Origin of the sequence: Sphingomonas sp. (assembly GCF_035944535.1) — a bacterium.
Classification (GTDB): Bacteria; Pseudomonadota; Alphaproteobacteria; order Sphingomonadales; family Sphingomonadaceae; genus Sphingomonas_B.
The window spans coordinates 56,524-78,123 of sequence record NZ_DASZBC010000014.1; the positions used below are offsets into that span (position 1 = coordinate 56,524).

General features: G+C 65.6%; 21 protein-coding genes. 11 read left to right on the forward strand and 10 right to left on the reverse strand.

Annotated features, from left to right (window positions below):
- Window positions 1-30: 30 nt before the first annotated feature.
- On the forward strand, window positions 31-2,031 hold the full coding sequence (locus tag VGT77_RS13205; protein ID WP_327463320.1) for an ATP-binding protein: 2,001 nt from the start codon (window positions 31-33) through the stop codon (window positions 2,029-2,031).
- Here the strand turns inward: VGT77_RS13205 and VGT77_RS13210 are convergent.
- The 3 genes from VGT77_RS13210 to VGT77_RS13220 form a co-directional block, all read right to left on the reverse strand.
- Window positions 1,988-2,833, reverse strand: coding sequence for a hypothetical protein (locus VGT77_RS13210; protein ID WP_327463322.1), 846 nt, complete (start codon window positions 2,831-2,833; stop codon window positions 1,988-1,990). The genes VGT77_RS13205 and VGT77_RS13210 overlap by 44 nt on opposite strands.
- A 94-nt stretch (window positions 2,834-2,927) precedes the next feature.
- Window positions 2,928-3,887 (reverse strand): acylglycerol kinase family protein, encoded by a 960-nt coding sequence (locus VGT77_RS13215; RefSeq protein ID WP_327463324.1) that lies wholly within the window; start codon window positions 3,885-3,887, stop codon window positions 2,928-2,930.
- Window positions 3,887-4,381, reverse strand: a complete 495-nt coding sequence (locus VGT77_RS13220; protein WP_327463326.1) for a DUF2141 domain-containing protein — start codon at window positions 4,379-4,381, stop codon at window positions 3,887-3,889. The genes VGT77_RS13215 and VGT77_RS13220 overlap by 1 nt, the downstream gene beginning before the upstream one ends.
- A 112-nt stretch (window positions 4,382-4,493) precedes the next feature.
- On the opposite strand from VGT77_RS13220, the gene lptF reads away from it, so the two are divergent.
- Window positions 4,494-5,696: an LPS export ABC transporter permease LptF gene (lptF, locus tag VGT77_RS13225; RefSeq protein WP_327463993.1), complete on the forward strand. Its 1,203-nt coding sequence runs from the start codon at window positions 4,494-4,496 to the stop codon at window positions 5,694-5,696.
- The gene (gene lptG / locus VGT77_RS13230) at window positions 5,696-6,790 is read left to right on the forward strand and encodes an LPS export ABC transporter permease LptG (protein ID WP_327463328.1); all 1,095 of its coding nucleotides are present in this window, start codon (window positions 5,696-5,698) and stop codon (window positions 6,788-6,790) included. The genes lptF and lptG overlap by 1 nt, the downstream gene beginning before the upstream one ends.
- Before the next feature lies 1 nt (window position 6,791).
- On the opposite strand, the gene VGT77_RS13235 is transcribed toward lptG, so the two are convergent.
- Entirely contained in the window at window positions 6,792-7,895 is a 1,104-nt protein-coding gene (locus VGT77_RS13235) for a fatty acid desaturase (RefSeq protein WP_327463330.1), read from the reverse strand.
- 72 nt (window positions 7,896-7,967) lie between these two features.
- On the opposite strand from VGT77_RS13235, the gene VGT77_RS13240 reads away from it, so the two are divergent.
- Entirely contained in the window at window positions 7,968-9,119 is a 1,152-nt protein-coding gene (locus VGT77_RS13240; RefSeq protein ID WP_327463332.1) for an N-acetyltransferase, read from the forward strand.
- A gap of 23 nt (window positions 9,120-9,142) precedes the next feature.
- Here VGT77_RS13240 and VGT77_RS13245 read toward each other — a convergent pair whose 3' ends face one another.
- Window positions 9,143-9,307 carry a hypothetical protein gene (locus VGT77_RS13245; protein WP_327463333.1) on the reverse strand — a complete coding sequence of 55 codons (165 nt, stop codon included), beginning with the start codon at window positions 9,305-9,307 and terminating at the stop codon, window positions 9,143-9,145.
- A gap of 151 nt (window positions 9,308-9,458) precedes the next feature.
- Between VGT77_RS13245 and VGT77_RS13250 the strand changes: the two genes are divergently transcribed.
- The 3 genes from VGT77_RS13250 to VGT77_RS13260 all read left to right on the forward strand — a co-directional run bounded on the left by VGT77_RS13250 (window position 9,459) and on the right by VGT77_RS13260 (window position 14,232).
- Window positions 9,459-12,023, forward strand: a complete 2,565-nt coding sequence (locus VGT77_RS13250; protein ID WP_327463335.1) for a ribonuclease E/G — start codon at window positions 9,459-9,461, stop codon at window positions 12,021-12,023.
- A gap of 146 nt (window positions 12,024-12,169) precedes the next feature.
- Window positions 12,170-13,537 (forward strand): M48 family metalloprotease, encoded by a 1,368-nt coding sequence (locus VGT77_RS13255; RefSeq protein ID WP_327463337.1) that lies wholly within the window; start codon window positions 12,170-12,172, stop codon window positions 13,535-13,537.
- Window positions 13,534-14,232, forward strand: a complete 699-nt coding sequence (locus VGT77_RS13260) for a DsbA family protein (protein WP_327463339.1) — start codon at window positions 13,534-13,536, stop codon at window positions 14,230-14,232. The genes VGT77_RS13255 and VGT77_RS13260 overlap by 4 nt, the downstream gene beginning before the upstream one ends.
- A gap of 4 nt (window positions 14,233-14,236) precedes the next feature.
- Here the strand turns inward: VGT77_RS13260 and VGT77_RS13265 are convergent, their stop codons facing one another.
- Complete coding sequence (locus tag VGT77_RS13265) at window positions 14,237-14,920, reverse strand: RlmE family RNA methyltransferase (RefSeq protein WP_327463341.1); 684 nt, start codon at window positions 14,918-14,920, stop codon at window positions 14,237-14,239.
- The gene (locus tag VGT77_RS13270) at window positions 14,917-15,933 is read right to left on the reverse strand and encodes a Ppx/GppA phosphatase family protein (protein WP_327463994.1); all 1,017 of its coding nucleotides are present in this window, start codon (window positions 15,931-15,933) and stop codon (window positions 14,917-14,919) included. Before VGT77_RS13270 ends, VGT77_RS13265 begins: the two co-directional genes overlap by 4 nt.
- Before the next feature lie 263 nt (window positions 15,934-16,196).
- Here VGT77_RS13270 and VGT77_RS13275 point away from each other — a divergent pair, with 263 nt between their 5' ends.
- The 4 genes from VGT77_RS13275 (at window position 16,197) to VGT77_RS13290 (ending at window position 19,268) form a co-directional block, all read left to right on the forward strand.
- A complete protein-coding gene (locus tag VGT77_RS13275) occupies window positions 16,197-16,775 on the forward strand; it encodes a porin family protein (protein WP_327463343.1) in 579 nt (192 codons plus the stop codon).
- A gap of 134 nt (window positions 16,776-16,909) precedes the next feature.
- On the forward strand, window positions 16,910-18,022 hold the full coding sequence (gene dnaN / locus VGT77_RS13280) for a DNA polymerase III subunit beta (protein ID WP_327463345.1): 1,113 nt from the start codon (window positions 16,910-16,912) through the stop codon (window positions 18,020-18,022).
- Between the two features lie 20 nt (window positions 18,023-18,042).
- The gene (locus tag VGT77_RS13285) at window positions 18,043-18,426 is read left to right on the forward strand and encodes a hypothetical protein (protein WP_327463347.1); all 384 of its coding nucleotides are present in this window, start codon (window positions 18,043-18,045) and stop codon (window positions 18,424-18,426) included.
- Entirely contained in the window at window positions 18,423-19,268 is an 846-nt protein-coding gene (locus VGT77_RS13290; RefSeq protein WP_327463350.1) for an alpha/beta fold hydrolase, read from the forward strand. Before VGT77_RS13285 ends, VGT77_RS13290 begins: the two co-directional genes overlap by 4 nt.
- On the opposite strand, the gene VGT77_RS13295 is transcribed toward VGT77_RS13290, so the two are convergent.
- From VGT77_RS13295 to VGT77_RS13305, 3 genes are all read right to left on the reverse strand, one after another.
- Window positions 19,265-19,441, reverse strand: coding sequence for a hypothetical protein (locus tag VGT77_RS13295; protein ID WP_327463352.1), 177 nt, complete (start codon window positions 19,439-19,441; stop codon window positions 19,265-19,267). The two genes, VGT77_RS13290 and VGT77_RS13295, sit on opposite strands and share 4 nt — an antisense overlap.
- 189 nt (window positions 19,442-19,630) lie before the next feature.
- A complete protein-coding gene (gene glnA, locus VGT77_RS13300) occupies window positions 19,631-21,043 on the reverse strand; it encodes a type I glutamate--ammonia ligase (protein WP_327463354.1) in 1,413 nt (470 codons plus the stop codon).
- 143 nt (window positions 21,044-21,186) lie between these two features.
- Entirely contained in the window at window positions 21,187-21,525 is a 339-nt protein-coding gene (locus VGT77_RS13305; RefSeq protein WP_327463356.1) for a P-II family nitrogen regulator, read from the reverse strand.
- Window positions 21,526-21,600 lie beyond the last annotated feature (75 nt).

Below are 21,600 nucleotides of genomic sequence, written 5' to 3' on the forward strand. Positions count from 1 at the left end.
TTAACCACGCTCTGTTATGGAGAGGTGGGGATGGGAAGGGTCGCAAACCAGGAGATCGAGCACGGCTCGATCAGTGTGCGCCGCGCGCTTGCGGCGGCGTTGGGCCTGCTTGCCGCCTTCGGCCTGATCTCGCTGACCCTGCTGGTCTCCAACTCCAACAAGCAGCGTGACGCGGCCCTCGCCGCGCAGCGCCATAGCTTTGAAGTCATCATCCTCGCCCGGTCGCTTGAAAGCACGATGAATCGTGCCGAGGCGACTCTGGGCCGCTATGTCGTCAACATGGAGCCGGATTTCGGCCGGCTGTTCGTCGACGATTGGCGCCGCGCCGGCACCTCCATCAGCCGGCTCCGCGAAGCGACCCGCGACAATCCCGAGCAGACGGCCCATGTCGACCGGCTGCGCCGCATTTATGACGAGCGCGACCGGATGCTCTCTGGCGCGGCGCTCCGCACCCGCTACGACCAGAAGATGAGCAGTCTCGCCGCCTATGCCGCAGCCGGCAAGTCGGAGAGCGTCGCCGCTCTGTCGCGGGCGATCGAGGACATAATCACCACCGAAAAGCGCCTGCTTAAGGCGCGGATCGACGCTGCCAATGCGACGGTCGACCAGTCGAATTGGGCGGCGAAGCTGCTCCTTGCCTTTGCTATCGTCATCCTGGTCGGCGCCGCCATTCTCGCGTTCAGCATGCTCCAGGCGATCGCCGAGCGGCGCGCCGCCCGCACCGATGCCGACGAAGTGGCGCGCCGCGCCGAAGAACTGGAAGCCGCCGTCGCCGAGCGAACCGTCGAACTGCGCCTGGCAAACGAAGCGCTGCTCGCGGAAGCCGCGGAACGCGAAGCCGCCGAGTCGCAGCTGCGTCAGGTTCAGAAGATGGAAGCGGTGGGACAGCTGACCGGCGGTATCGCACACGACTTCAACAATATGCTGGCGGTGGTGATTGGCGGTCTGGAGCTCGCCCGCCGGCGCCTTGCGGACAATGCCGGCGACGCGCGGCGGCACCTGGAAAATGCGATGGAAGGCGCCAGCCGAGCCGCTGCCCTGACCCGCCGCCTGCTCGCATTTGCCCGCGCCGAGCCGCTGCTGCCCGAGCCCGTTTCGCCGGATGCCTTGGTCGAAGGTATGACCGAACTGCTCGACCGCACGCTCGGCGAGCGCATCGAAGTGCGGACGGATTTCAGCGGCGGCGACTGGACCGTTTGGGTCGACAAGCACCAGCTCGAGAACGCGCTATTGAACCTCGCCGTCAACGCCCGCGATGCGATGGAGGGCGAAGGGATGCTGACCATCGCCACGGCGCAACGGCGCTTGGCCGAGGGTGAGCTCGGCGCCGCCCGCGCTGGCGATTACATGGCGATTTCGGTTAGCGACACGGGCTGCGGCATGGAGCAGAAGGTGCTCGAGCGCGTGTTCGAGCCCTTCTTCACCACCAAGCCCGTAGGCAAGGGCACCGGGCTCGGCCTCAGCCAGATCTTCGGCTTCGTGCGCCAGTCGCTCGGCGAAATTTCCATATCGTCGGAGCCGGGTCAGGGGACGACCGTGTCGATCCTGCTGCCGCGCTACACCGGCGTGGATCGCGTGGCGCCGGCCGAGGAAGCGCATGGTGTCCGCGCCTCCGCAGCCGCAACGCAGCAGCAGGCGCAGATCCTTGTCGTGGAAGACGATGCCCGCGTGCTGAACGCGACCGTCGAGGCGCTGGCCGAACTCGGCCACCGCCCGATCCCCTGCGCCGACCCGCAAGATGCGCCGGGACTGCTCGCCGCTCATCCAGGAATCCGACTGATCCTATCGGATGTGGTCATGCCCGGCACGACCGGACCCGAGCTGATCGCCGCCATCCGTCCGATGCACCCCGACGTCGGCGTGCTGTTCGTGACCGGCTATGCCGGCGAGATCGACGAGGCCGCGGCATTCGGCGGGCACGATGTGCTGCGCAAGCCCTTCACCATCGGCAGCCTTGCCAATGCGGTGGACGCCGCGCTGGCGAAGCTCAACGGATCGCACCCGCCCGAAGCAACCGCGGCAGCAGCGTGACCGCGCCCAGCAGCGGCCAGCGCCGCTGCCAGGGCTTGATCTCGATCCGCGTACCGGCGTGCCGGTTAATCTTCCAGGCGAGGTAATCGATGCCTCCGGCAAAGGTCAGGCTCGCCTTGGCGAGGCGAACGACGGTCAGCGCCTTGCCGTTGCGGCGGAGCTGCCGCCACCGCACATCTGAGAATAAGGAGGGGCCAAGCGCCACCTCGCCGATCCTCCGGTATCGCTCCGGGTGCCAATCAACGATCGAGCCGGGGCGGTCGCCACGCTCGGCTCGCAGCTCGGCCCCGTAGGTCAACGCGAAGCCCTGCCGCCACTGCTCCAGCAGGTCGCCCCCGGGCGGCGCCAGCGAGAGCAGAGTGGCGGGCGCCTGCGCAACGATTGCAGCCATGCGCGCAGGCACTGCAGCGTCCGCGCTCCACACCAGCCGCACCGGCTGGGCGAAGCGCGCCCAAACAGACACGTTGCTCGCTTCAGGTCGCGTGAGCCGCTCGAAATCGGCTTCGCTCAGCACCGCATATTTGGCCGCGACGCCCTGCTCCTCGAAAGGGAAGACATTGGGCGGCACCAGCCGGTTCGCCCAGGCGAGCCACGCCTTGCCATAAGCCTGGCGATAGTCGCCCACGATCAGATAGAAATCGAGCATCTGCCCGTCGATCTCGCCGGTGCGCAGACAGGAACCGTAGAAGAGCACGGCTAGAGCGCCGGGATGCCGCGCCGCCACTGCCGCCGCCGCGGCCCTGACGCGCGGATCGACCGGATGCGCGAGTTCGTCGGCGATGAGTTTCTCGAGCGTCTTCACCTGTTTGTCACTGCGAGGAGCGCGGCGGCGAAGCAATCCAGCAGCTCCGACGACATCACTGGATTGCTTCGCTTCGCTCGCAATGACGGGCTGCTTAAGCCGCCAGCTTCAGGAACGGCACCGGCGGCGTGGTGCGGAGCACGATCGGCTTGCCGGTGCGTGCCTGGAAGATTTCGCCGTCGAGGATGACGTTCGAGCGTTCGCCTTCGATCTCGATCTCGTCGCCCTGTTCGATATGGACGCCGCGCATCTTGGCGCGCCCGAGCCGTCCGCGGATGCTGGCGAGCACCGCTCGGAACAGCGAGCCGGAGCCTTGTTCGATCGCCATCAGCTTCAAATGCCCGGCACTGCCCTCGGCCTTGCCGCCAAGCAGCAGCTTTTCGAGCGTAGTCACGATCAGGAAAGTAAAGCGCCCGGTGATCTGCTCGCCGCGCTTCAGCGACACGCGCACTTCGGACGGACGCGGCGGCAGGAAGGCGGCACGGATGCCGAGCACCACCGTCACGATCACCGCCAGCGCCGTCAGCAAATGGCTGATGCCGTTCGGCAGGCCAAGCGGGTAGATCTTATGCCGGCAGTAGAGGATCGTGTCGGCGAGCCCCGCGCCGCCCAGGAACATGCCGAGCACCGGCTTGCTGTCGCCTTCGGACAGCGCGATCAGCTCGCGCTGGACGATGTGCGCGGCGAGATCAGACTGGGCGAGGCCCACGATCTTCTCCAGCGCCTCGACCGGATCGCCGCGGGCGCCCAGGTCGAGCGCGATCAGGTTGGTCTTGCCGTTCGGCAGCACCGCAACCGGCGGCGGCGTCTCCCCGAAATAGCGGCCGCCATGCAGCTCAGTCAGCGCGGCCTGCACCGATCCGTCGCCGCCGTTGATCACGATCACCTTGGGCTGCACGCGAGCGATCGTGCGCATCGCGTCCGGAATCTGGCTGACGCGCTCCACTTCGTAATGGAAGACGTCGGGGTGCCGCGCGCAGTAGGCGCGGACGCGGGGAAGCAGCTCACGGTTGCCCGTGGAATGGGGGTTGGAAAGGAGCGCGACCGAGACCATCAGCCTTTGACAGGGCCAATGGAGAGGCCTTGGCGATAGTTGAGCGTCACGTCGACGGTGCGGACGCTGCTGCCGACCTGGATCACGACATCGTTGAAGCTCGGCCGCAGATGGACGAGCGAGATGCGCGGGTTACGCGAGAAGCCGCCGCCATCGTTCCAGCCGGACTTGCCGTTATTGTCCATGTCGTGGCGGACGGCGACCGCGTAATTACCGGGTCCGGGCAGATCGACGCAGACGTCCACGCGCCCGCCGGAAACCGGCACGTCCACCCGCTTCAGCTTCTTGCCCTTGGCGAGAAAGTCGGCCGGGTTGGAGCCGTAGATCTGGACGCGCACCGTGCCGCGCTGGGCCTTGAAGCCGCCGACGCGCACCAGCACCGCGCTGTCGCCGCGTGCACAGGCGGCGGTCTCGCCGACGATTGCCGCCGGCGCCGCGCCGCTCCCGGCAGCAAAGCTCATCGCCAGGGCCGAGGCCAATGCAACTTTCTTCATGACCATCTCTGCATCCGCGACTATAGCGGGCACGCTACGCCGCACCTTCAAAGACGGGAGATGGTGGAGCTTTGCGGCAAAACCATGGTCGCCGGGCGTCCAGAATTCGAAGATGTTGTCCGCAGTCGATCGCTATCTCGCCAGGCTGATCGCCGTTCCGCTGTTCGCGACCCTGGTGATCGCCGCCATGCTGCTCGTGCTCGACAAGATGCTGCGCCTGTTCGACTTCGTGGCGGAGCAGGGCGGGCCGGTCAGCGTCGTTTGGCGGATGCTCGCCAATCTGCTGCCGGAATATCTGTCGCTCGGCATCCCGATCGGGCTGATGCTCGGCATCCTGCTCGCCTTCCGGCGGATCGCGACGACATCCGAGCTGGACGTGTTCCGCGCCGTGGGCTTGAGCTATGGTCGGCTGCTGCGCGTGCCCTATCTCTTCACCATCGCACTGGCGCTGCTCAACCTCGCGATCGTCGGCTTCATCCAGCCCAAGGCACGTTACGCTTATGAAGGCCTGCAGTTCGAGCTGCGTTCGGGCGCGCTCGGCGCGTCGATCAAGGTCGGCGAGTTCACAAGTCTTGGCCAGCAGATGACCGTCCGCATCGAGGAGAGCCACCGCCGCGGCGCGGACCTATCGGGCATCTTCGTGCGTGCCGACAGTCGCGGCGGGCGCAGCCTGGCGGTCGCCGCGGAGCGCGGCACCTTTCTCCGCACCGACGATCCGGACACCATCATCTTCAGGCTGCGCAATGGCACGCTGATCCACGACGAGCCCAATTTCCGCTCGCCGCGCGTGTTGAGCTTCACCTCGCACGACCTGCCGATCGACCTGCCGAAGGTCGAGCGCTTTCGCAGCCGCGGCGGCCGTGAGCGCGAGCTGACCATTCCGGAATTGGTGCGGCTCGGCGGCGACGAAAGCCGGCCGCTCCCATTGCGCAACGAAAGCCGCGCGAACTTCCACTTCCGCATCGTCGAAGTGGCGATGATGTTCCTGCTGCCGCTGCTCGCCGTCGCCCTGGCGGTGCCGCCCAAGCGTTCGTCCTCGGCACTGGGCGTGTTCCTGTCGATCGTAATGGTCGTGACCTACCACAAGGTGAACGAATATGCGCAGGGCATGGGGTCGCTCGGCCGCATCGATCCGCTGATCGCGCTGTGGGTGCCGTTCCTGATCTTCGGCGCGATCATCTGGTGGCTCTACTACCAGCTCGCTTATGTGCCTGGCGGCCAGCCGATCGGCGGCCTGGAGCGCGTCTTTGCGAAGATCGGCGCCGCCATCCGCCGCTGGTTCAGCATCGGGCGCCGGCGGGAGGCGACAGGCTGATGCAGCTGCAGTTTTTCCCCTCGACGACGATCATGCTCTACACGGCGCGCATGTTCCTGGTGCGCTCCTTCGCGGTGCTCGCCGGACTGGTGCTGATCCTGATGACGCTCGATCTGCTCGGCGAGTCGGGCAAGATCCTGGCGCACCCAGGCAATGGCGAACCGGAGCTGTGGACATATGTCTCCCTCCGCGTGCCGCAAATCGTCGCGCGCTTCCTGCCCTTCTCGGTGCTGCTCGGCACGCTGATCACCTTGCTGACGCTCAACCAGAACAGCGAAGTCATCTCGATGAAGGCGTCGGGCCTGTCGGCGCACCAGATCCTTGCGCCGCTGATCGTCGCCGGGCTGTTCGTTGCCGGCCTCTCTTTCGCGTTCAACGAACGGGTGGTGGCGCGCGCGACGGCGACGCTCAAGGCGTGGAGCAAGGTCGAATATGGGCCGATGCCCAAGGGCAATAACATCCTATCCAATCTGTGGGTGCGCAATGGCGAGGACCTGATCCGCGCGGGCCGGGCGATCGGCCGCGGCGCCGGCACACGGCTGATCGACGTGACGCTCTATGATCGGGTCGGCAATGAGCTGGCGGCAACGATCGAGGCCAAGGAGGGCCGTTATGTCGGCGGCGCCTGGCGTCTGACCGAAGCGCGCCGCTTCGACGTCAGCACAGGCATGGAGACCCGGCTGGGCACGATCATCGCAGCGCGTGGCGTGACGCCGGACCGCTTCACCCTCGCCAACGTCGATCCGGAAGGGCTGTCCTTCATGCAGCTGCGCCAGGCGATCGAAGACCTGAAGGCGGCCGGCCGCCCCACTCGGCCGCTTGAAGCCGCGCTTTGGCACAAGCTGTCCGGACCCTTATCATCCGTGCTGATGCCGCTGCTGGGCGCAGTGGCGGGGTTTGGTCTGGCGCGATCGGGCAAATTGTTCGTCCGCGCGGTTGCCGGGATGGCGCTCGGCTTCGCCTATTTCGTCGCCGACAACTTCGCGCTCGCCATGGGCAATCTCGGCGCCTACCCGCCGCTGCTCGCGGCCTGGGCGCCCTTCCTGCTGTTCCTGCTGATCGGCGAGACGGTGCTGGTCCGCACCGAGGAATGATCTAGCGCGGCAGGCCGCGCCCGCCGCGTGTAACCGAGCTGAGCCCGATCTTCCACATCAAGCCGGGCAGGCCACGATAGTTCGCCTTAAAATAGGGCGATGCCGGGTCGAGCATCGCCGCCAGCCGGCGGTGGGCGATGCCGAGATTATGGTATGGTACGCTCGGCAGCAGATGGTGCAGCGCGTGATAGCGCAGCCCCACCGGCGCCCATAGACCCGGCAACAGGGCGGGCGGCGGCACATTGACGCTGTCGAGATACTGAGCCGTCACCGTCATCGCCTCGCCCTCATTCTCCCAGAGATGGGCGACGAGCGTGCGCAACTGGTTCAGAACGGCGACCGACGAAGCAACGCCAAGGATGATCAGGACAGCCCGGAGCGGCAGCACACCGGTCGCTGCCATGGCAACAAAGGTCAGAGCCCAGCAGCTCGTCACGATCTCGAGCCTGGTCCACAGCGCCTTTGCCTCGCCCTCGGGCGGACGGCGGCGGAAGACGGGATTGATCACCAGCCCCGAATAGCGCGCAACCACCGCCTTACGCAGCTTCGGCGAGAGCAGCGACAGCGGCGCAAGCACGGCATAGCGGACGATCAGTCCGATGGGCGCCAGCGCGGCGATCAGGATGAACGCCGGCAGCGTCCACGGCTTCATAAGCGCCAGCGGCAGATACTCCGGGTCTTCGACCGTGCCATAGCGCGTCCTCGCGTGGTGCAGATTGTGCACGCCTTCATACATGAAAGAGGGCACCATCAGCGGCACGCCGATCAACGCGTTCCAGGCGGTGCGGAAGCCTGGCAGCGCGCTGTGCTTCACATGGGTGATCTCATGAATGAAGCTCTCCGCGCGGTAGAGGGCCAGCACGGCGGCCAAGCCACAGGCCAGCGCCGGCCAGAAGCCGCTCACCAGGATCGCACCGGCGAGCGCCGCATAGCCAATCACGACCGACGCCAGGAAATCGGCCCAGTAGATGCGCGGGTTCGGCGCGCTCAGCTCGCGCGTCAGCTCGGCGGCCGCCTTGAGCAGCGCCATATCGTCCGCGATGCGCGGTCGGTCGTCGCGGGCCGCGGCGGGCGCGGGCCCTACAAAGGTCAGGTTGGTCGCCATTGATGAATGCCTTTCAACGAACATAGTGGCCGTAGTTTGGCAATCAAAGGGCCCTCGCCTAGAGAGCGCCGGATGTCCGAACTCCAGATCGTGCCGGTGACCGACGCACGTGGCCGCCGTGCCTTTGTCGATTATGCCTTCGCCCATTATGCGCAGGACCCGAACTGGGTGCCCCCGCTGAAAAGCGAGGCGCTGGCGATGGTCACGCCGGAGAAGAACGCGTGGTTCACCCATGCCGAACAGCAGCTCTTCCTGGCGGAGCGAGGTGGTCGCACGGTCGGGCGGGTCGCCGCGCATGTCGACCGGCTCGCGCTTGAACAGCCGGCCGAGCAGGGCTTCGGGCCGGGCACCGGCTTCTGGGGCTTTTTCGACGCGGAGGACGAGGCGACCGGTCGCGCGTTGATCGCAGCGGCCGAGGATTGGCTGCGCGGCAAGGGCATGGCGCGTGCGGTCGGGCCGGTCTCGTCATCCGTCTGGGAGGAACCGGGCCTGCTGGTCCAGGGCCATGACCATCCGCCGACGGTCATGATGGGCCACCAGGACGCCCGCTATCAAGGCTGGATTGAGGCGGCGGGCTATGAACGGGCCAAGGACCTGTTCACCTACGACCTCGACATCCTGACGCCCTTCCCACCGCTCGTCGAACGCATCATCGCCGCCGGCGAGAAGAATGCGCGCATCCGCGTCCGCAAGGTCGACAAGTCGCGCTTTGCCGACGAGGCCGCGATCATCCTGCGCATCCTGAACGATGCGTGGTCCGACAATTGGGGCTTCGTGCCGCTGACCGATCCGGAAGTGGCGGAAGTCGGCAAGAAGCTGAAGCCGATCGTCTATGAAGACCTGATCTACATCGCCGAAGTGGAAGGCGAGCCGGTCGCCTTCATGATCACTTTGCCCGACCTGAACGAGCCGCTGAAGCCGCTTAACGGATCGCTCTTCCCCTTTGGCTGGGCCAAGCTGCTCTTGTGGCTGCGGCGCCCCACGGCGCGGACGATGCGCGTGCCGTTGATGGGGGTGGTTAAGCGTCTTCAGGCCTCCCGCCTCGCCAGCCAGCTCGCGTTCATGATGATCGAATATTCCCGGACCGCGGCGGTCGCGCGCTATGGCGCCTCGCGCGGAGAGATCGGCTGGATCCTCGAAGACAATCAGGGAATGGTCGCGATCGCCGACACGATCGGCGCCAAGATCAACAAGATTTACCGGATTTTCTCAAAACAGCTGTAACTTGCCCTCTCCTGCGGCCAATGCTAGCAGTTCCGCGCCGGCAGCCTCTTCTTGGCGCGGCGATACGTCCGATCGGTGCCGTTGCGCCGGTCCCACAGGTTGATGTTGCAATGAGGCATTCTTTCCGCGTCCCGCATCGCCCGGCCAAGGCCGGCGGTTGCGTCCCGCGGAACTTCGGCTCGGGTCATTCACCCCGGCGTGCCTTTGCAGCGGAAGCGCTTAACTTCACGTCCACACCTTCGGCAGCTGAGCGGACAGGGGCCGCTTCGCTTCCCGATTTCACAGATCGCGCAGCCGATCGCCGCTCATGGAGCCGCGGCTGCGCCCGGAGAACATTCAATGACAACGCGCATGCTGATCGACGCGCGCCACCGGGAAGAAACCCGCGTGGCCGTCGTCAAGGGAAACCGCATCGAGGAGTTTGACTTCGAGTCCGCCGAGCGGAAGCAGCTTAAGGGGAATATCTATCTCGCCAAGGTAACCAGGGTCGAACCGTCGCTTCAGGCGGCCTTCGTCGATTATGGCGGCAACCGCCACGGCTTCCTGGCCTTCAGCGAAATTCATCCCGATTACTACCAGATCCCAAAAGAGGATCGCGAGGCGCTGCTCCGCGAGGAAGCTGAGCATGCTGCCGAAGAGGAAGCGCTCCGTGCGCGCCAGGACGAGGAGGACGACACCTCCGAACCAGTCGACGATCATCCGCGCGATGAGGATCAGGGCGACGAGGATGAACAGCCGCGCCCGGAGGCGGTGAACGGCAACGGCAATGGCTCGCACGACGAGGCGGTCGAGTCCCTGCGCGAGCGCCGAATGAACCTGCGCCGCCGTTACAAGATCCAGGACGTGATCCGCCGGCGGCAGGTGCTGCTGGTCCAGGTCGTGAAGGAAGAGCGCGGCAACAAGGGTGCGGCGCTGACCACCTATTTGTCGCTCGCCGGCCGCTATTGCGTGCTGATGCCCAACACCGCGCAGGGCGGCGGCATCTCCCGCAAGATCTCCAACGCCGCCGACCGCAAGCGGCTGAAGTCGATCATGGCGGAGCTGAAGCTTCCCCGCACCATGGGCTGCATCGTCCGCACCGCCGGCCTGCAGCGCACCAAGACCGAGATCAAGCGCGATTTCGACTATCTCGCGCGGCTGTGGGACACGATCCGCGAGAATACGCTGAAGGCATCCGCCCCGTCTTTGGTCTATGGCGACAGCGACCTAATCAAGCGGGCGATCCGCGACATCTATAATCGCGACATCGACGAGATCATCGTCGAGGGCGAGGATGGCTATCGCGCCGCCCGGAACTTCATGAAGCTGCTGATGCCCAGCCATGTTCGGCGCATCCAGGGCTATGCCGATCCGGTGCCGCTGTTCCAGCGCTTCGGCGTCGAGGACCAGCTGAGCCAAATGTATCAGCCGGTCGTGCAGCTGAAATCAGGTGGCTATCTGGTCATCAACCCGACCGAAGCGCTGGTCTCGATCGACATCAACTCGGGCCGCTCCACCCGCGAGCACGGCATCGAGGCGACCGCCGTCGCCACCAACCTCGAAGCCGCCAACGAGATCGCGCGCCAGCTGCGGCTGCGCGACATGGCGGGCCTGGTCGTCATCGACTTTATCGACATGGAGAATGGCTCCAACGTCCGTAAGGTCGAGAAGGCGATGAAGTCGGCGCTGGCGAACGACCGTGCCCGCATCCAGGTCGGCCGCATCTCCAGCTTTGGCCTGATGGAGATGAGCCGCCAGCGGCTGCGCACCGGCGTGCTCGAAGCATCGACCCGCCCCTGCCCGCATTGCGAGGGCTCGGGCTTTGTCCGCACGGCTTCGTCGGCGGGGCTGTCCGCGTTGCGGCTGCTGGAGGATGAGGCCGCTCGGGGACGGGGGTCGCAGCTGTTGCTGCGCGCCAGCCAGGAGGCGGCTTTCTACCTCTTGAATCACAAGCGCGCCGAACTCGCCGAGATCGAGGAGCGCTATGGCGTCCGCATCGAAGTGATGTCGTCGGGCGAGATCGAGGGCGCGCGCATGGCGGTCGAGGCGAGCGGCCCGCCGCCCGCCCACGCGCCGCGCTTCGAGCCGCCGCAGATCGAGTTCGACGAGGACGATGCCGTGCTCGACGAGATCGAGGACGAGGAAGAGGAAGAGGAAGAGCGCCACGAGCGCGAGCCTCGCAGCGAGCGTGGCGAGCGGGAGGAGCGTGGCGAAGGTGAGGGCGGCCGCCGCCGTCGCCGACGCCGTCGCGGTAAGCGCGGCCATGAGCAGGACGCTCCGACCCAGACTTCCGAGCCCGAGTTGGAAGCCGTGGACGACAATGACACGGTCGAACAGCTCGACACCACTGCCGCTGCCGACAGCACGGAGGCGCGTGAGGATAGTGAAAGCCGTCGCCGCCGGGGCCGCCGTGGCCGTCGCGGCGGCCGCCGCCGGCGTGGTGGCGAGGAGCAGGTCACAGGCGAAGCAGCGCTGACCACGGAAGCGCCCGAAGGGGAAGCGTTCGAAGCGCCCATCGAGCAGGAAGCCGCACCGGAGCCGGTAGCAGAGGAAGCGCCCAAGCGCCGCCGCTCTCGCAAGGTAGCGGAGGCGCCGGTGGAGCCAGCCGCAGAAGCGGTCACCGAAGCGCCTGCCGAAGAAGCGAAGCCGAAGCGCACGCGGCGCAAAAAGGCCGATGCCGAAGCGCCTGCCGAGGCCGCCAAGGCCGCTCCTGAGGCGGACGCCAAGCCGAAGCGGACTCGCCGCAAGAAGGCGGAAGAGGCGCCGGCCGAACCGGTGGCGGTTGAAGCTACCGATCCTCGCACCCCTGACACAGCCGTGGCAGAAACGGCCGAAGCCACTCCTGCGGCCGAGCCGGCAAATGACCAGCCCGCCGCCGCGCCCCGGAAGGGATGGTGGCAGCGCACCATCGCCGGGCGGCTGTAAGCGGATCGTCATTGCGAGCGCAGCGAAGCGATCCAGCATCGGCGATTGTGCCCACTGGATTGCTTCGTCGCTGCGCTCCTCGCAATGACGGTGTAGAAGCAGGGCTTTCAGCGGAGGTTCAGTTGCGGAACGCGAGTCCGGACCCGATGCGCCACCTGCTCCGAACGCTGTTTGCGTTGCTAATCTCGTTCGCCGTGCTCACGCGGCCGGTGACGGCGCAATCCATCCTGCGCGATGCGGAAACCGAGGCGCTGCTCGCGGACATGTCGAAGCCGCTGATCGAGGCGGCGGGGCTGCAGCCCAAGAATGTCGAGATCGTGATGATCGCCGACAACTCGATCAACGCCTTCGTGGCGGGCGGGCAGATCGTCTACATCCATTCCGGTCTGATCACCCAGGCCGAGAACGCCAACATGGTCCAGGGCGTGATTGCGCACGAGCTCGGCCACGTCACGGGCGGTCACATCGTGCGCATGGCAGAGGGCATGAAGACCGCCACCGGCATCATGCTCCTATCGCTGTTGCTCGGCGCCGCAGCGATGGCGGCGGGCGCTGGCGAAGCAGGCGCGGGCCTGCTGTCGATGGGACAGCAGGCTGCGCTCGGAAAATTCCTCGCCTTCAGCCGGGTGCAGGAGTCCAGCGCGGACGCCGCCGGTGTGACTTATCTCAACAAGGCCGGCGTCAGCGGCCAGGGACTCGTCGCCTTCTTCAAAAAGCTGCAGAACCAGGAATATCGCTACGGCTACAATTCCAAAGACGCGTATGATCGCACCCATCCGTTGAGCCGGGAGCGCGTTACGACCCTTGTCGATGCGCTTCAAAGCGCGCCTTCTTGGAACGCCAAGAGCGATCCTGCCATCGAGGCGCGGTTCGCGCGAGTGAAAGCCAAGTTGAAAGGCTATGTGCTCGATCCGCCGCTCGTGATGCAGCAATATCCCGAGACGGATCAGACGGTGCCGGCGCGCTATGCGCGTGCCTATGCCTGGCACCGCGGCGCCTATCCCGAAAAGGCAATGCAGGAAGTCGACGCACTGCTCCGCACCGCACCGCGCGACCCCTATTTCCTTGAGCTGAAGGGCCAGGTGCTGCTCGAATCCGGCAAGCCGAAAGAGGCACTGCCGGCGCTGCGAGAAGCGGTGCAGCTGACCGGCTACAATCCGCTGATCACCTCCATGTTCGGCCATGCGCTGATCGCGACCGAGGACCGCGCCAACTTCGCGGAAGCCGAGCAGGTGCTCCGTTCCGCTATCGCCAAGGACAACCAGAACCCCTTCGCATGGTATCAGTTGGGCGTGGTCTATGACCGGAAGGGCGATGCCGCGCGGGCGGCACTCGCCACCGCCGAGCGCTACAATCTCCAGGGCAATCCGCAGCTCGCCTTCGCCAATGCGCGGGTGGCGATGGCCGGCATCCCCCGCGGATCGGCCGACTGGGTGCGGGCACAGGATATCTTCATGGTCAGCGAGCCCGAGATCAAGAAACGCAAGAAGAACAGGGAAGAACCGCAGCAATGACGCGCTGGCTGTCCCTGGTCGCGGTCGCCTTGCTGTCCTCGGTTGGGACGGCGGTGGCGTTCACCGCGCTCGACCGGAAACAAGACACCCGCGCCTATCTGCTCGAACATCCGGAAGTGCTCCAGGAAGCGATGGAGAAACTGCGGATGAAACAGGCGGCGGCGCAGATCGCCCCCCTGCGTCGCGATCTCGAAACGCCCTTTGCCCAAGGGTTCATGGGCGCGCCGAAGGGCGACGTCACGATCGTGCAATTCTTCGACTATGCTTGCGGCTATTGCCGCACGAGCCTCGCCGACCTGCAGCGGCTAGTGCGCGAAGATCCGAAGGTCCGCGTCGTCTTCCGCGAATACCCGATACTCAGCCGCGAAAGCGAAACTGCCGCCCGCGCGAGCCTCGTCGCCGCGCAACAAGGCCGCTACGCCGCCTTCCATACGGCCATGTACGCGGCCGGCCGGCCGAGTGCCGCGGGGGTCATCAGGGCAGCGCAGACCGCCGGGCTGGACATGACGCAGCTACAGACCGCGATGCAGGCACCCGACAAGGAGCAGGAGCTGGTCAACAATGTCGCGCTGGCCCGCACTCTGGGCTTCAGCGGCACACCAAGCTGGGTGATCGGCGACCAGGCGATGAGCGGCGCCGTCGGCTATGAAGCGCTGAAAGAAGCGGTGGCGAAAGTACGCGCCAGCCGTACCTGATCCGTCATCCGGAACTTGTTTCGGGCTGACGCTCTCCCTTGAATCCCTGCGCGATCACGTACCACTCCCTCGACTCTTTCCGGGAGGCAGGCGGCTTGGCGTGCTTCACGGTCGCGAAATGCTTCTTCAGCAGCGCGACGAGCTCATTATCGGCGCCACCGGCCAGCACCTTGGCGATGAAGCTGCCGCCGGGATTGAGCGTCTCGATCGCGAACCAGGCTGCGCTTTCGACCAGCGCCATGGTGCGCAGGTGATCGGTCTGGGCATGGCCGACGGTGTTTGCCGCCATATCGGACATGACCAGATCGGCAGGGCCGCCTAACGCGTCGCGCAGCCGCTCCGGCGCGGCATCGTCGGTAAAGTCCATCTGAAAAAGGGTCACGCCGTCGATCGGATCGGTCGGGAGCAGGTCGATGCCGACCACCACCGCGTCTTTGTGCCGGCGCTTCGCCACCTGCGCCCAGCCGCCGGGGGCGACGCCAAGATCGACGATCGTCTTGGCGCCCTTCAGCACGCCGAAACGCTCGTCCAACTCGATCAGCTTGTATGCGGCGCGGGAGCGATAGCCTTCCGCCTTCGCCTTCTTGACGTACGGATCGTTCAACTGCCGCTCGAGCCAGCGGGTCGAGGCAGCGGTGCGGTTGCGGGCGGTCTTGACGCGCTGCCGGCCGCCGCCGCCGCCTCTCACGAAAAGCCGTCGCGGGCCATCAGCGTGCGCAGGATGCCTTCGCGAATGCCGCGGTCGGCCACACCCAGCCGCTCGGCCGGGAAGATATCGAGAATGGATTCGAGGATCGCGCAGCCGGCGACGACCAGGTCTGCGCGCTCCTCCCCGATGCAAGGCAGTTCCACCCGCTCCGCATGGCTCATCCGCGACAGCATCTGACTGACGCCGCGCATCGACTCCGCCGGCACGATCAGACCATCGACCGCGCTACGATCATAGCTGGGCAGCCCCAGATGGACGCTGGCGAGGGTCGTCACCGTGCCGCTGGTCCCAAGCAGCCGCATATGCTCCCGCGCCGCTTGCGGCAGGCGGGCGGCAAAGGCGCGGAAGCTGTCCTCCACTCGCGCCCGCATCCGTGTGTAGATGTCGAGGCGGCCTTCGGGCGTCGCCGAGTCTCCCGGCTCGACCTCGGTCAGCGAGACCACGCCCCAGGGCGCGCTATACCAGTCCCGGGTGGTCGGCAGCGGCCCCGACGTGTCGACCAGCACCAATTCTGTCGAGCCGCCGCCGATGTCGAAGATCAACGCCGGGCCGTCGCCGTCCTCCAGCAGCACGTGGCAGCCCATCACCGCAAGCCGCGCCTCTTCCTCAGCCGGGATGATGTCGATCACGATGCCGGTCTCACGCCTGACCCGGTCGACGAACTCGGCGCCGTTGCTGGCACGCCGGCAGGCTTCGGTGGCGACGGAGCGGCAGATATGGACGTGGCGGCGGCGAAGCTTCTCGCCGCAGATGCGCAGCGCCGAGACCGCGCGGTCCATGGCGGCGTCGCTCAACCGCCCAGTGGTGGCGAGGCCCTCTCCCAGCCGCACGATACGCGAGAATGCGTCGACAATGACGAAGCCCTGCGGCGCAGGACGCGCGATCAACAGCCGGCAGTTGTTGGTACCGAGATCGAGCGCGCCATAGGTGCGGCGCGACGCCTGCGTCGCCGAAGCATGGGATGCCGTGCGCGCCCGAAGGGCGGGCTGCATCGGCAGGGGCGCAAGGTCCGCCATTGCCGCCGTCACTCTGTTTCTTCTCCGGACGGCCGATACCGCCGGTACTTGCCCTCACCCCTACAGCCACTTGCCCGGAGAGGCAACCGACTGTGGCGCTTATGCAACAGCCAAGCTTGTTGTGCAGGGTTCATGTTGCGTTGCGGCAGGTTCAGCGTTCGGGCGCCACTGGAAGTCATCCGCCGCACCCCTTCTCACGCGGCGGAGACAACCAGAATAAGAGTAACTGGAGTAAGACGATGAAAAAGTTTCTGTTCGCAGCCCTGGCGGCGACCACCCTGGCCGGACCGGCCCTGGCGCAAGAGGCTGCGCCCTTCACCGGCCTGCGCGTCGAAGGCCTGGTCGGCTATGACAATCTGAAGGGCAATGGCGGCGGCCGCGACGGGATCGCGTTCGGCGGAGCTGCCGGCTATGACTTCCAGATCGGTGGCGCGGTCGCGGGCATCGAGGGCGAATATCTCGATTCCAGCACCAAGGGCTGCGAAGGCGCTTTCGTCACCGCGAACGACAGCATCTGCGCCAAAGGCAAGCGCGACCTGTATGTCGGCGGTCGCCTGGGCTTCGCGGCGGCGCCGAGCACCCTGCTCTACGCCAAGGCCGGCTACACCAACGCCAAGGTCGGCGTGAACTACACCGACCCGACGACGCCGGCGAACAACTTCACCACGTCGGACGAACTGGACGGCATCCGCGTAGGGGCGGGCGTCGAGCAGAAGCTTGGTACCAACCTCTATGCCAAGGCGGAGTATCGTTACTCCAACTATGAAGCCGGCATCGAGCGCCATCAGGTGCTGGGCGGCATCGGCTTCCGCTTCTAAGCGGCCACGTTTGTGGAAAACAGGGGTCGGGGCGCTTGCTCCGGCCCCCTTTTTTGTCCAGTAAATCCGGTGAACCGGGGCGATTTCCGCCTCACCCACAAGAGATTTCAGGGCGCTCACGCCCGGGGGGACCGATGAAGGCGACGATCGAACGGGCAACGCTGCTGCGAAGCCTGGCGCACGTGCAATCGGTGGTCGAGCGGCGCAACACCATCCCGATCCTGTCGAACGTGCTGATCGAGGCATCGGCCGAAGGGGGCATCCGCCTGATGGCGACCGATCTCGACCTGCAGATCGTCGAGACCGTCGAAGCCGCGGTGGATCAGCCCGGCGCCACCACCGTCTCCGCGCACACCCTGTTCGACATTTGCCGCAAGCTGCCGGAGGGCAGCCAGGTCCAGCTCTCGGCCGCCGAGGGAAAGATGGCGATCAACGCCGGCCGCGCCCGCTTCAATCTCCAGACGCTGCCACGCGACGACTTTCCCGTCATCGCCGAAGGAGAGCTGCCGACCCGGTTCGAACTGCCCGCTGCCACGCTCCGCCAGATCATCGACAAGACGCGCTTCGCCATCTCGACCGAAGAGACGCGCTATTATCTGAACGGCATCTTCCTGCACGTGTCCGACGATACGCAGCCGGTGCTGAAGGCAGCCGCGACGGACGGCCACCGCCTTGCCCGCGTCACCGTGCCGCGCCCCGAAGGCGCCGAGGGCATGCCGGACGTGATCGTGCCGCGCAAATGCGTGGGCGAGCTCCGCAAGCTTCTGGAGGAAGTCGACGGCACCGTTGCCGTGTCGCTGTCCAACACCAAGATCCGCTTCGACCTCGGCGCGGCGATCCTGACTTCCAAGCTGATCGACGGCACCTTCCCCGATTACAGCCGCGTCATTCCGACCTCGAACGACCGGCTGCTGCGGCTCGATCCAAAGAGCTTCATGGAAGGCGTAGACCGCGTCGCCACCATCGCCAGTGAAAAGACCCGGGCCGTGAAGATGGCGCTCGACCGCGACAAGATCACCTTGTCGGTGACCAGCCCTGAGAACGGCACGGCATCCGAGGAAGTGCCCGGCGACTATGCTGCCCAGGCGTTCGAGATCGGATTCAACGCCCGCTATCTGATGGACATCCTCCACCAGATCGACGGCGACCTGGTCGAAGTGCACCTCGCCGACGCCGCCGCGCCGACGCTCATCCGCGAAAACGACACAGCGCCCGCACTCTACGTGCTGATGCCGATGCGGGTGTGATAAGTCTGTAAGGAATGGCGTTGAGCTTTGTTCGCCGTTTCCGGCGCGCTGTTCTTACGCTGAGGACGCACGGGCATTCCGCCAACGGACGGATTGCCGAAGCGCTGACGGGATTTGAAAAGATGGCGCTCTTCGCGCCACTCACGCCTGCCGAGCGGCTCGCTAAATCATTGTGCTTAACACGTGCCGGCCGCTTCGAAGACTCAGAGGCGCTTCTGGATGAAGTCTGCCGGGATACTGAGAACGCCACCAGTCAGAACGGCCAGTACGTGAACCTGTTCGCGCGCCAATTTCGCGCGGATATGAATGGTGACGAGCAGCTGAAGTCCAAGCTGATTGAACATGCCCGAAAAATCCGTCCGACCGCCGCTGTCGAAATGTGGCTGCCATTGGAGCCGCCGTGAACGCACGTTCGGTACAGGCGCCTTCATCCTTGTTGAAGGGAGAGGTTAGCAAGTTGCCCCTTCTCCTCACCAAAGCTGCTGAACGTGCAGGCTCGCAGAGTCCGCTCATTGTCCTGCATGGCGCGAATGGATCGGCGTCCGACATGCAGCCGCTGCTGGAGCGGCTGCCGAGCGATCGTCCTGTCATCGCACTCGATTGGCTGGGTCATGGCGGCCGTCCAATCCCTGACGCGCTCTGCATCGAAGAGATCGGCGCAGACCTGATCGCACAAATGGACGCGCGCGGTGTCCCCGCGGCGCATCTTTTCGGCTTCAGCGTCGGCGGGCTGCTGGCGCTGTGGCTCGCCGTCCATTATCCCAAGCGCGTGCTGAGCGTGGCGACGCTCACCGCCAAGTTCATCTATAACGAGGCGGCGATCGCCCATGCGACGCACCTGACCAGTGCCGAGCGCCTGCTCCGGTCCAACCCCGAGCGTGTCGAGGCTCTCGAACGGATGCACGCGCCGCAGGACTGGCAAGAGCTGATCCGCAAAGTGCGCAACATGTTCATTGCCTTCGCCGAGCGCCCCCCACTCACGCCAGGAGAGATCGCCGGCATCACCCAGCCGGTGCTGGCGTTTGGAGCATTGGAGGACCCGCTCGTGCCCGCCGCCGAAGTGCTGGAGCTCGCCAGGCTGTTGCCGAACGCCACGCCGGCGCTCTTCCCGGGCTCCGCCCATCCGCTGGCGCAAGCCCCGCTCGACACGATCGTGCGCACGTTGCACAGGTTTATCGAAAATCCGGTCAGCATGCAGCGCAGCGCGCGCGTCAAGCTGACCGACTTTCGCTGGGATCGCGCTTAGCGCCCGGCCGCGTCGCGCACCTTCTGCACCGCAGGCAGCAAGAGGCCGATCAGAATTGCAACGGGGTTCGTTTGAGTGACATACCCCTGAGTTGTGCCCTCTGCTTGGGCCGTGGCGGGCAGCGCCAGCGCGGCAGCGGCGGCGAGGGCGAAGAAGGTCTTTCTGTTGGTCATCGTGCGTCTCCTTGTTGTGAGACGCTGATAGGGGTGATTCGCGGTTACCGCTGTGCGGGGGCGCACAACGTCTTTGCAGACCGGGGTGGCGAAGCCACCCCGTCGGTCCTCGCTGCTGGCGAGGGCGGCTGACAGCAACTGTGCGGGCGAGCGGTTGGCTTGCCCGCACGGGCTGGCCGCACGCAAGCCTCAGCTGCTATAGTACATATCGAACTCGACCGGGCTCGGCGTCATCTCCCAGCGGGCGACTTCCTCGCGCTTCAGCTCGATATAGGCCTCGATCTGCTCGCGGCCGAACACGTCGCCTTTCAGCAGGAAGTCCATGTCCGCTTCCAGGCTGTCGAGCGCCTCGCGGAGCGAACCGCACACGGTCGGCACCTGCTCCAGCTCGGCCGGCGGCAGGTCGTAGAGATTCTTGTCCATCGGGTCGCCGGGGTGCAAGCGGTTCTGGATGCCGTCGAGCCCCGCCATCAGCAGCGCGGCATAGGCGAGATAGGGGTTGGCGAGCGCGTCCGGGAAGCGGAACTCGACGCGCTTGGCCTTGCTGCCTGCGCCATAGGGAATGCGGCATGAGGCCGAGCGGTTGCGGCTCGAATAAGCGAGCAGCACCGGCGCTTCATAACCCGGCACCAGCCGCTTGTAGCTGTTGGTCGTGGGGTTGGTGAAGGCGTTCAAGGCCTTCGCATGCTTGATCACGCCGCCGATGAAGTAGAGGCACATGTCCGACAGACCGGCATAGCCATTGCCTGCGAACAGCGGCTTGCCTTCGTTCCAGATCGACATGTGGGTGTGCATGCCCGAGCCATTATCTTCCTTGATCGGCTTGGGCATGAAGGTCGCGGTCTTGCCATAGGCATGGGCGACCTGGTGCACGACATATTTGTAGATCTGCATGCGGTCGGCAGTCTCGACCAAGGTGCCGAAGGTCAGGCCGAGTTCGTGCTGCGCGGCGGCGACTTCATGGTGATGCTTGTCGCAGGGCAGGCCCATTTCGAGCATGGTCGAGACCATCTCGCCGCGGATATCGACCGCTGAGTCGACCGGCGCCACCGGGAAATAGCCGCCCTTGGCGCGCGGCCGGTGGCCGAGATTGCCGCCTTCATATTCGCGGCCGGAGTTCCCCGGCAGCTCGATATCGTCGATCTTGTAATAGCTGGTCGAATAGCTGTTCTCGAACCGCACATCGTCGAACATGAAGAACTCGGCCTCCGGCCCGACATAGACGGTGTCGCCGATGCCAGTGTTCTTCAGGAACGCCTCGGCGCGCTTGGCGGTCGAGCGCGGATCGCGGCTGTAGAGTTCGCCGGTCGAGGGCTCGACGATATCGCAGACGATGATCATCATCGGCGTCGCGCTGAACGGATCGATCCAGACCGCGTCCAGGTCGGGCTTCAGGATCATGTCGCTTTCGTTGATCGCCTTCCAGCCGGCGATCGACGATCCGTCGAACATCAGTCCGTCGGTCAGCTGATCCTCATCGATCGTCGAGGCGACCATCGACAGATGCTGCCACTTGCCCTTGGGATCGGTGAAGCGGAGATCGACCCACTCGATCTCCTCGTCCTTGATACGCTGAAGCACTTCGGAAGCAGTGGCGGCCATCGGTAATCTCCCCGGGAGTAGAAGGGCTAAATCATTCTCTCGTCATCCCCGCGAAAGCGGGGACCCAGCAGTGCCGGGAGGTCGACAAAAGAAGCTGGGTTTCCCGCTTTCCGCGGGAATGACGAAGGACAGATCGGGCGATCTTAGAGCGCATCCGCGTCGCGTTCGCCGGTGCGGATGCGGAGCACGGTTTCGACCGGCAGCACGAAGATCTTGCCGTCACCGATGCGGCCGGTCTGGGCGGCGGCGGCGATCGCTTCGACCACACGGTCGGCAAGGCCGTCTTCCACCACCACTTCGAGCTTCACCTTGGGCAGGAAGTCGACGACATATTCCGCACCGCGGTATAGCTCGGTATGGCCTTTTTGCCGGCCGAAGCCCTTCGCCTCCGTGACGGTGATGCCGGACACGCCCACTTCGTGCAGGGCTTCCTTCACCTCATCGAGCTTGAACGGCTTGATAATGGCTTCGATCTTCTTCACCCGAGCCCCCGCCATTGTGCGCTGCACAATCTTTTGGCGCGCATTGTTACGAGTCGCAAGCGCGGATTAATCGAT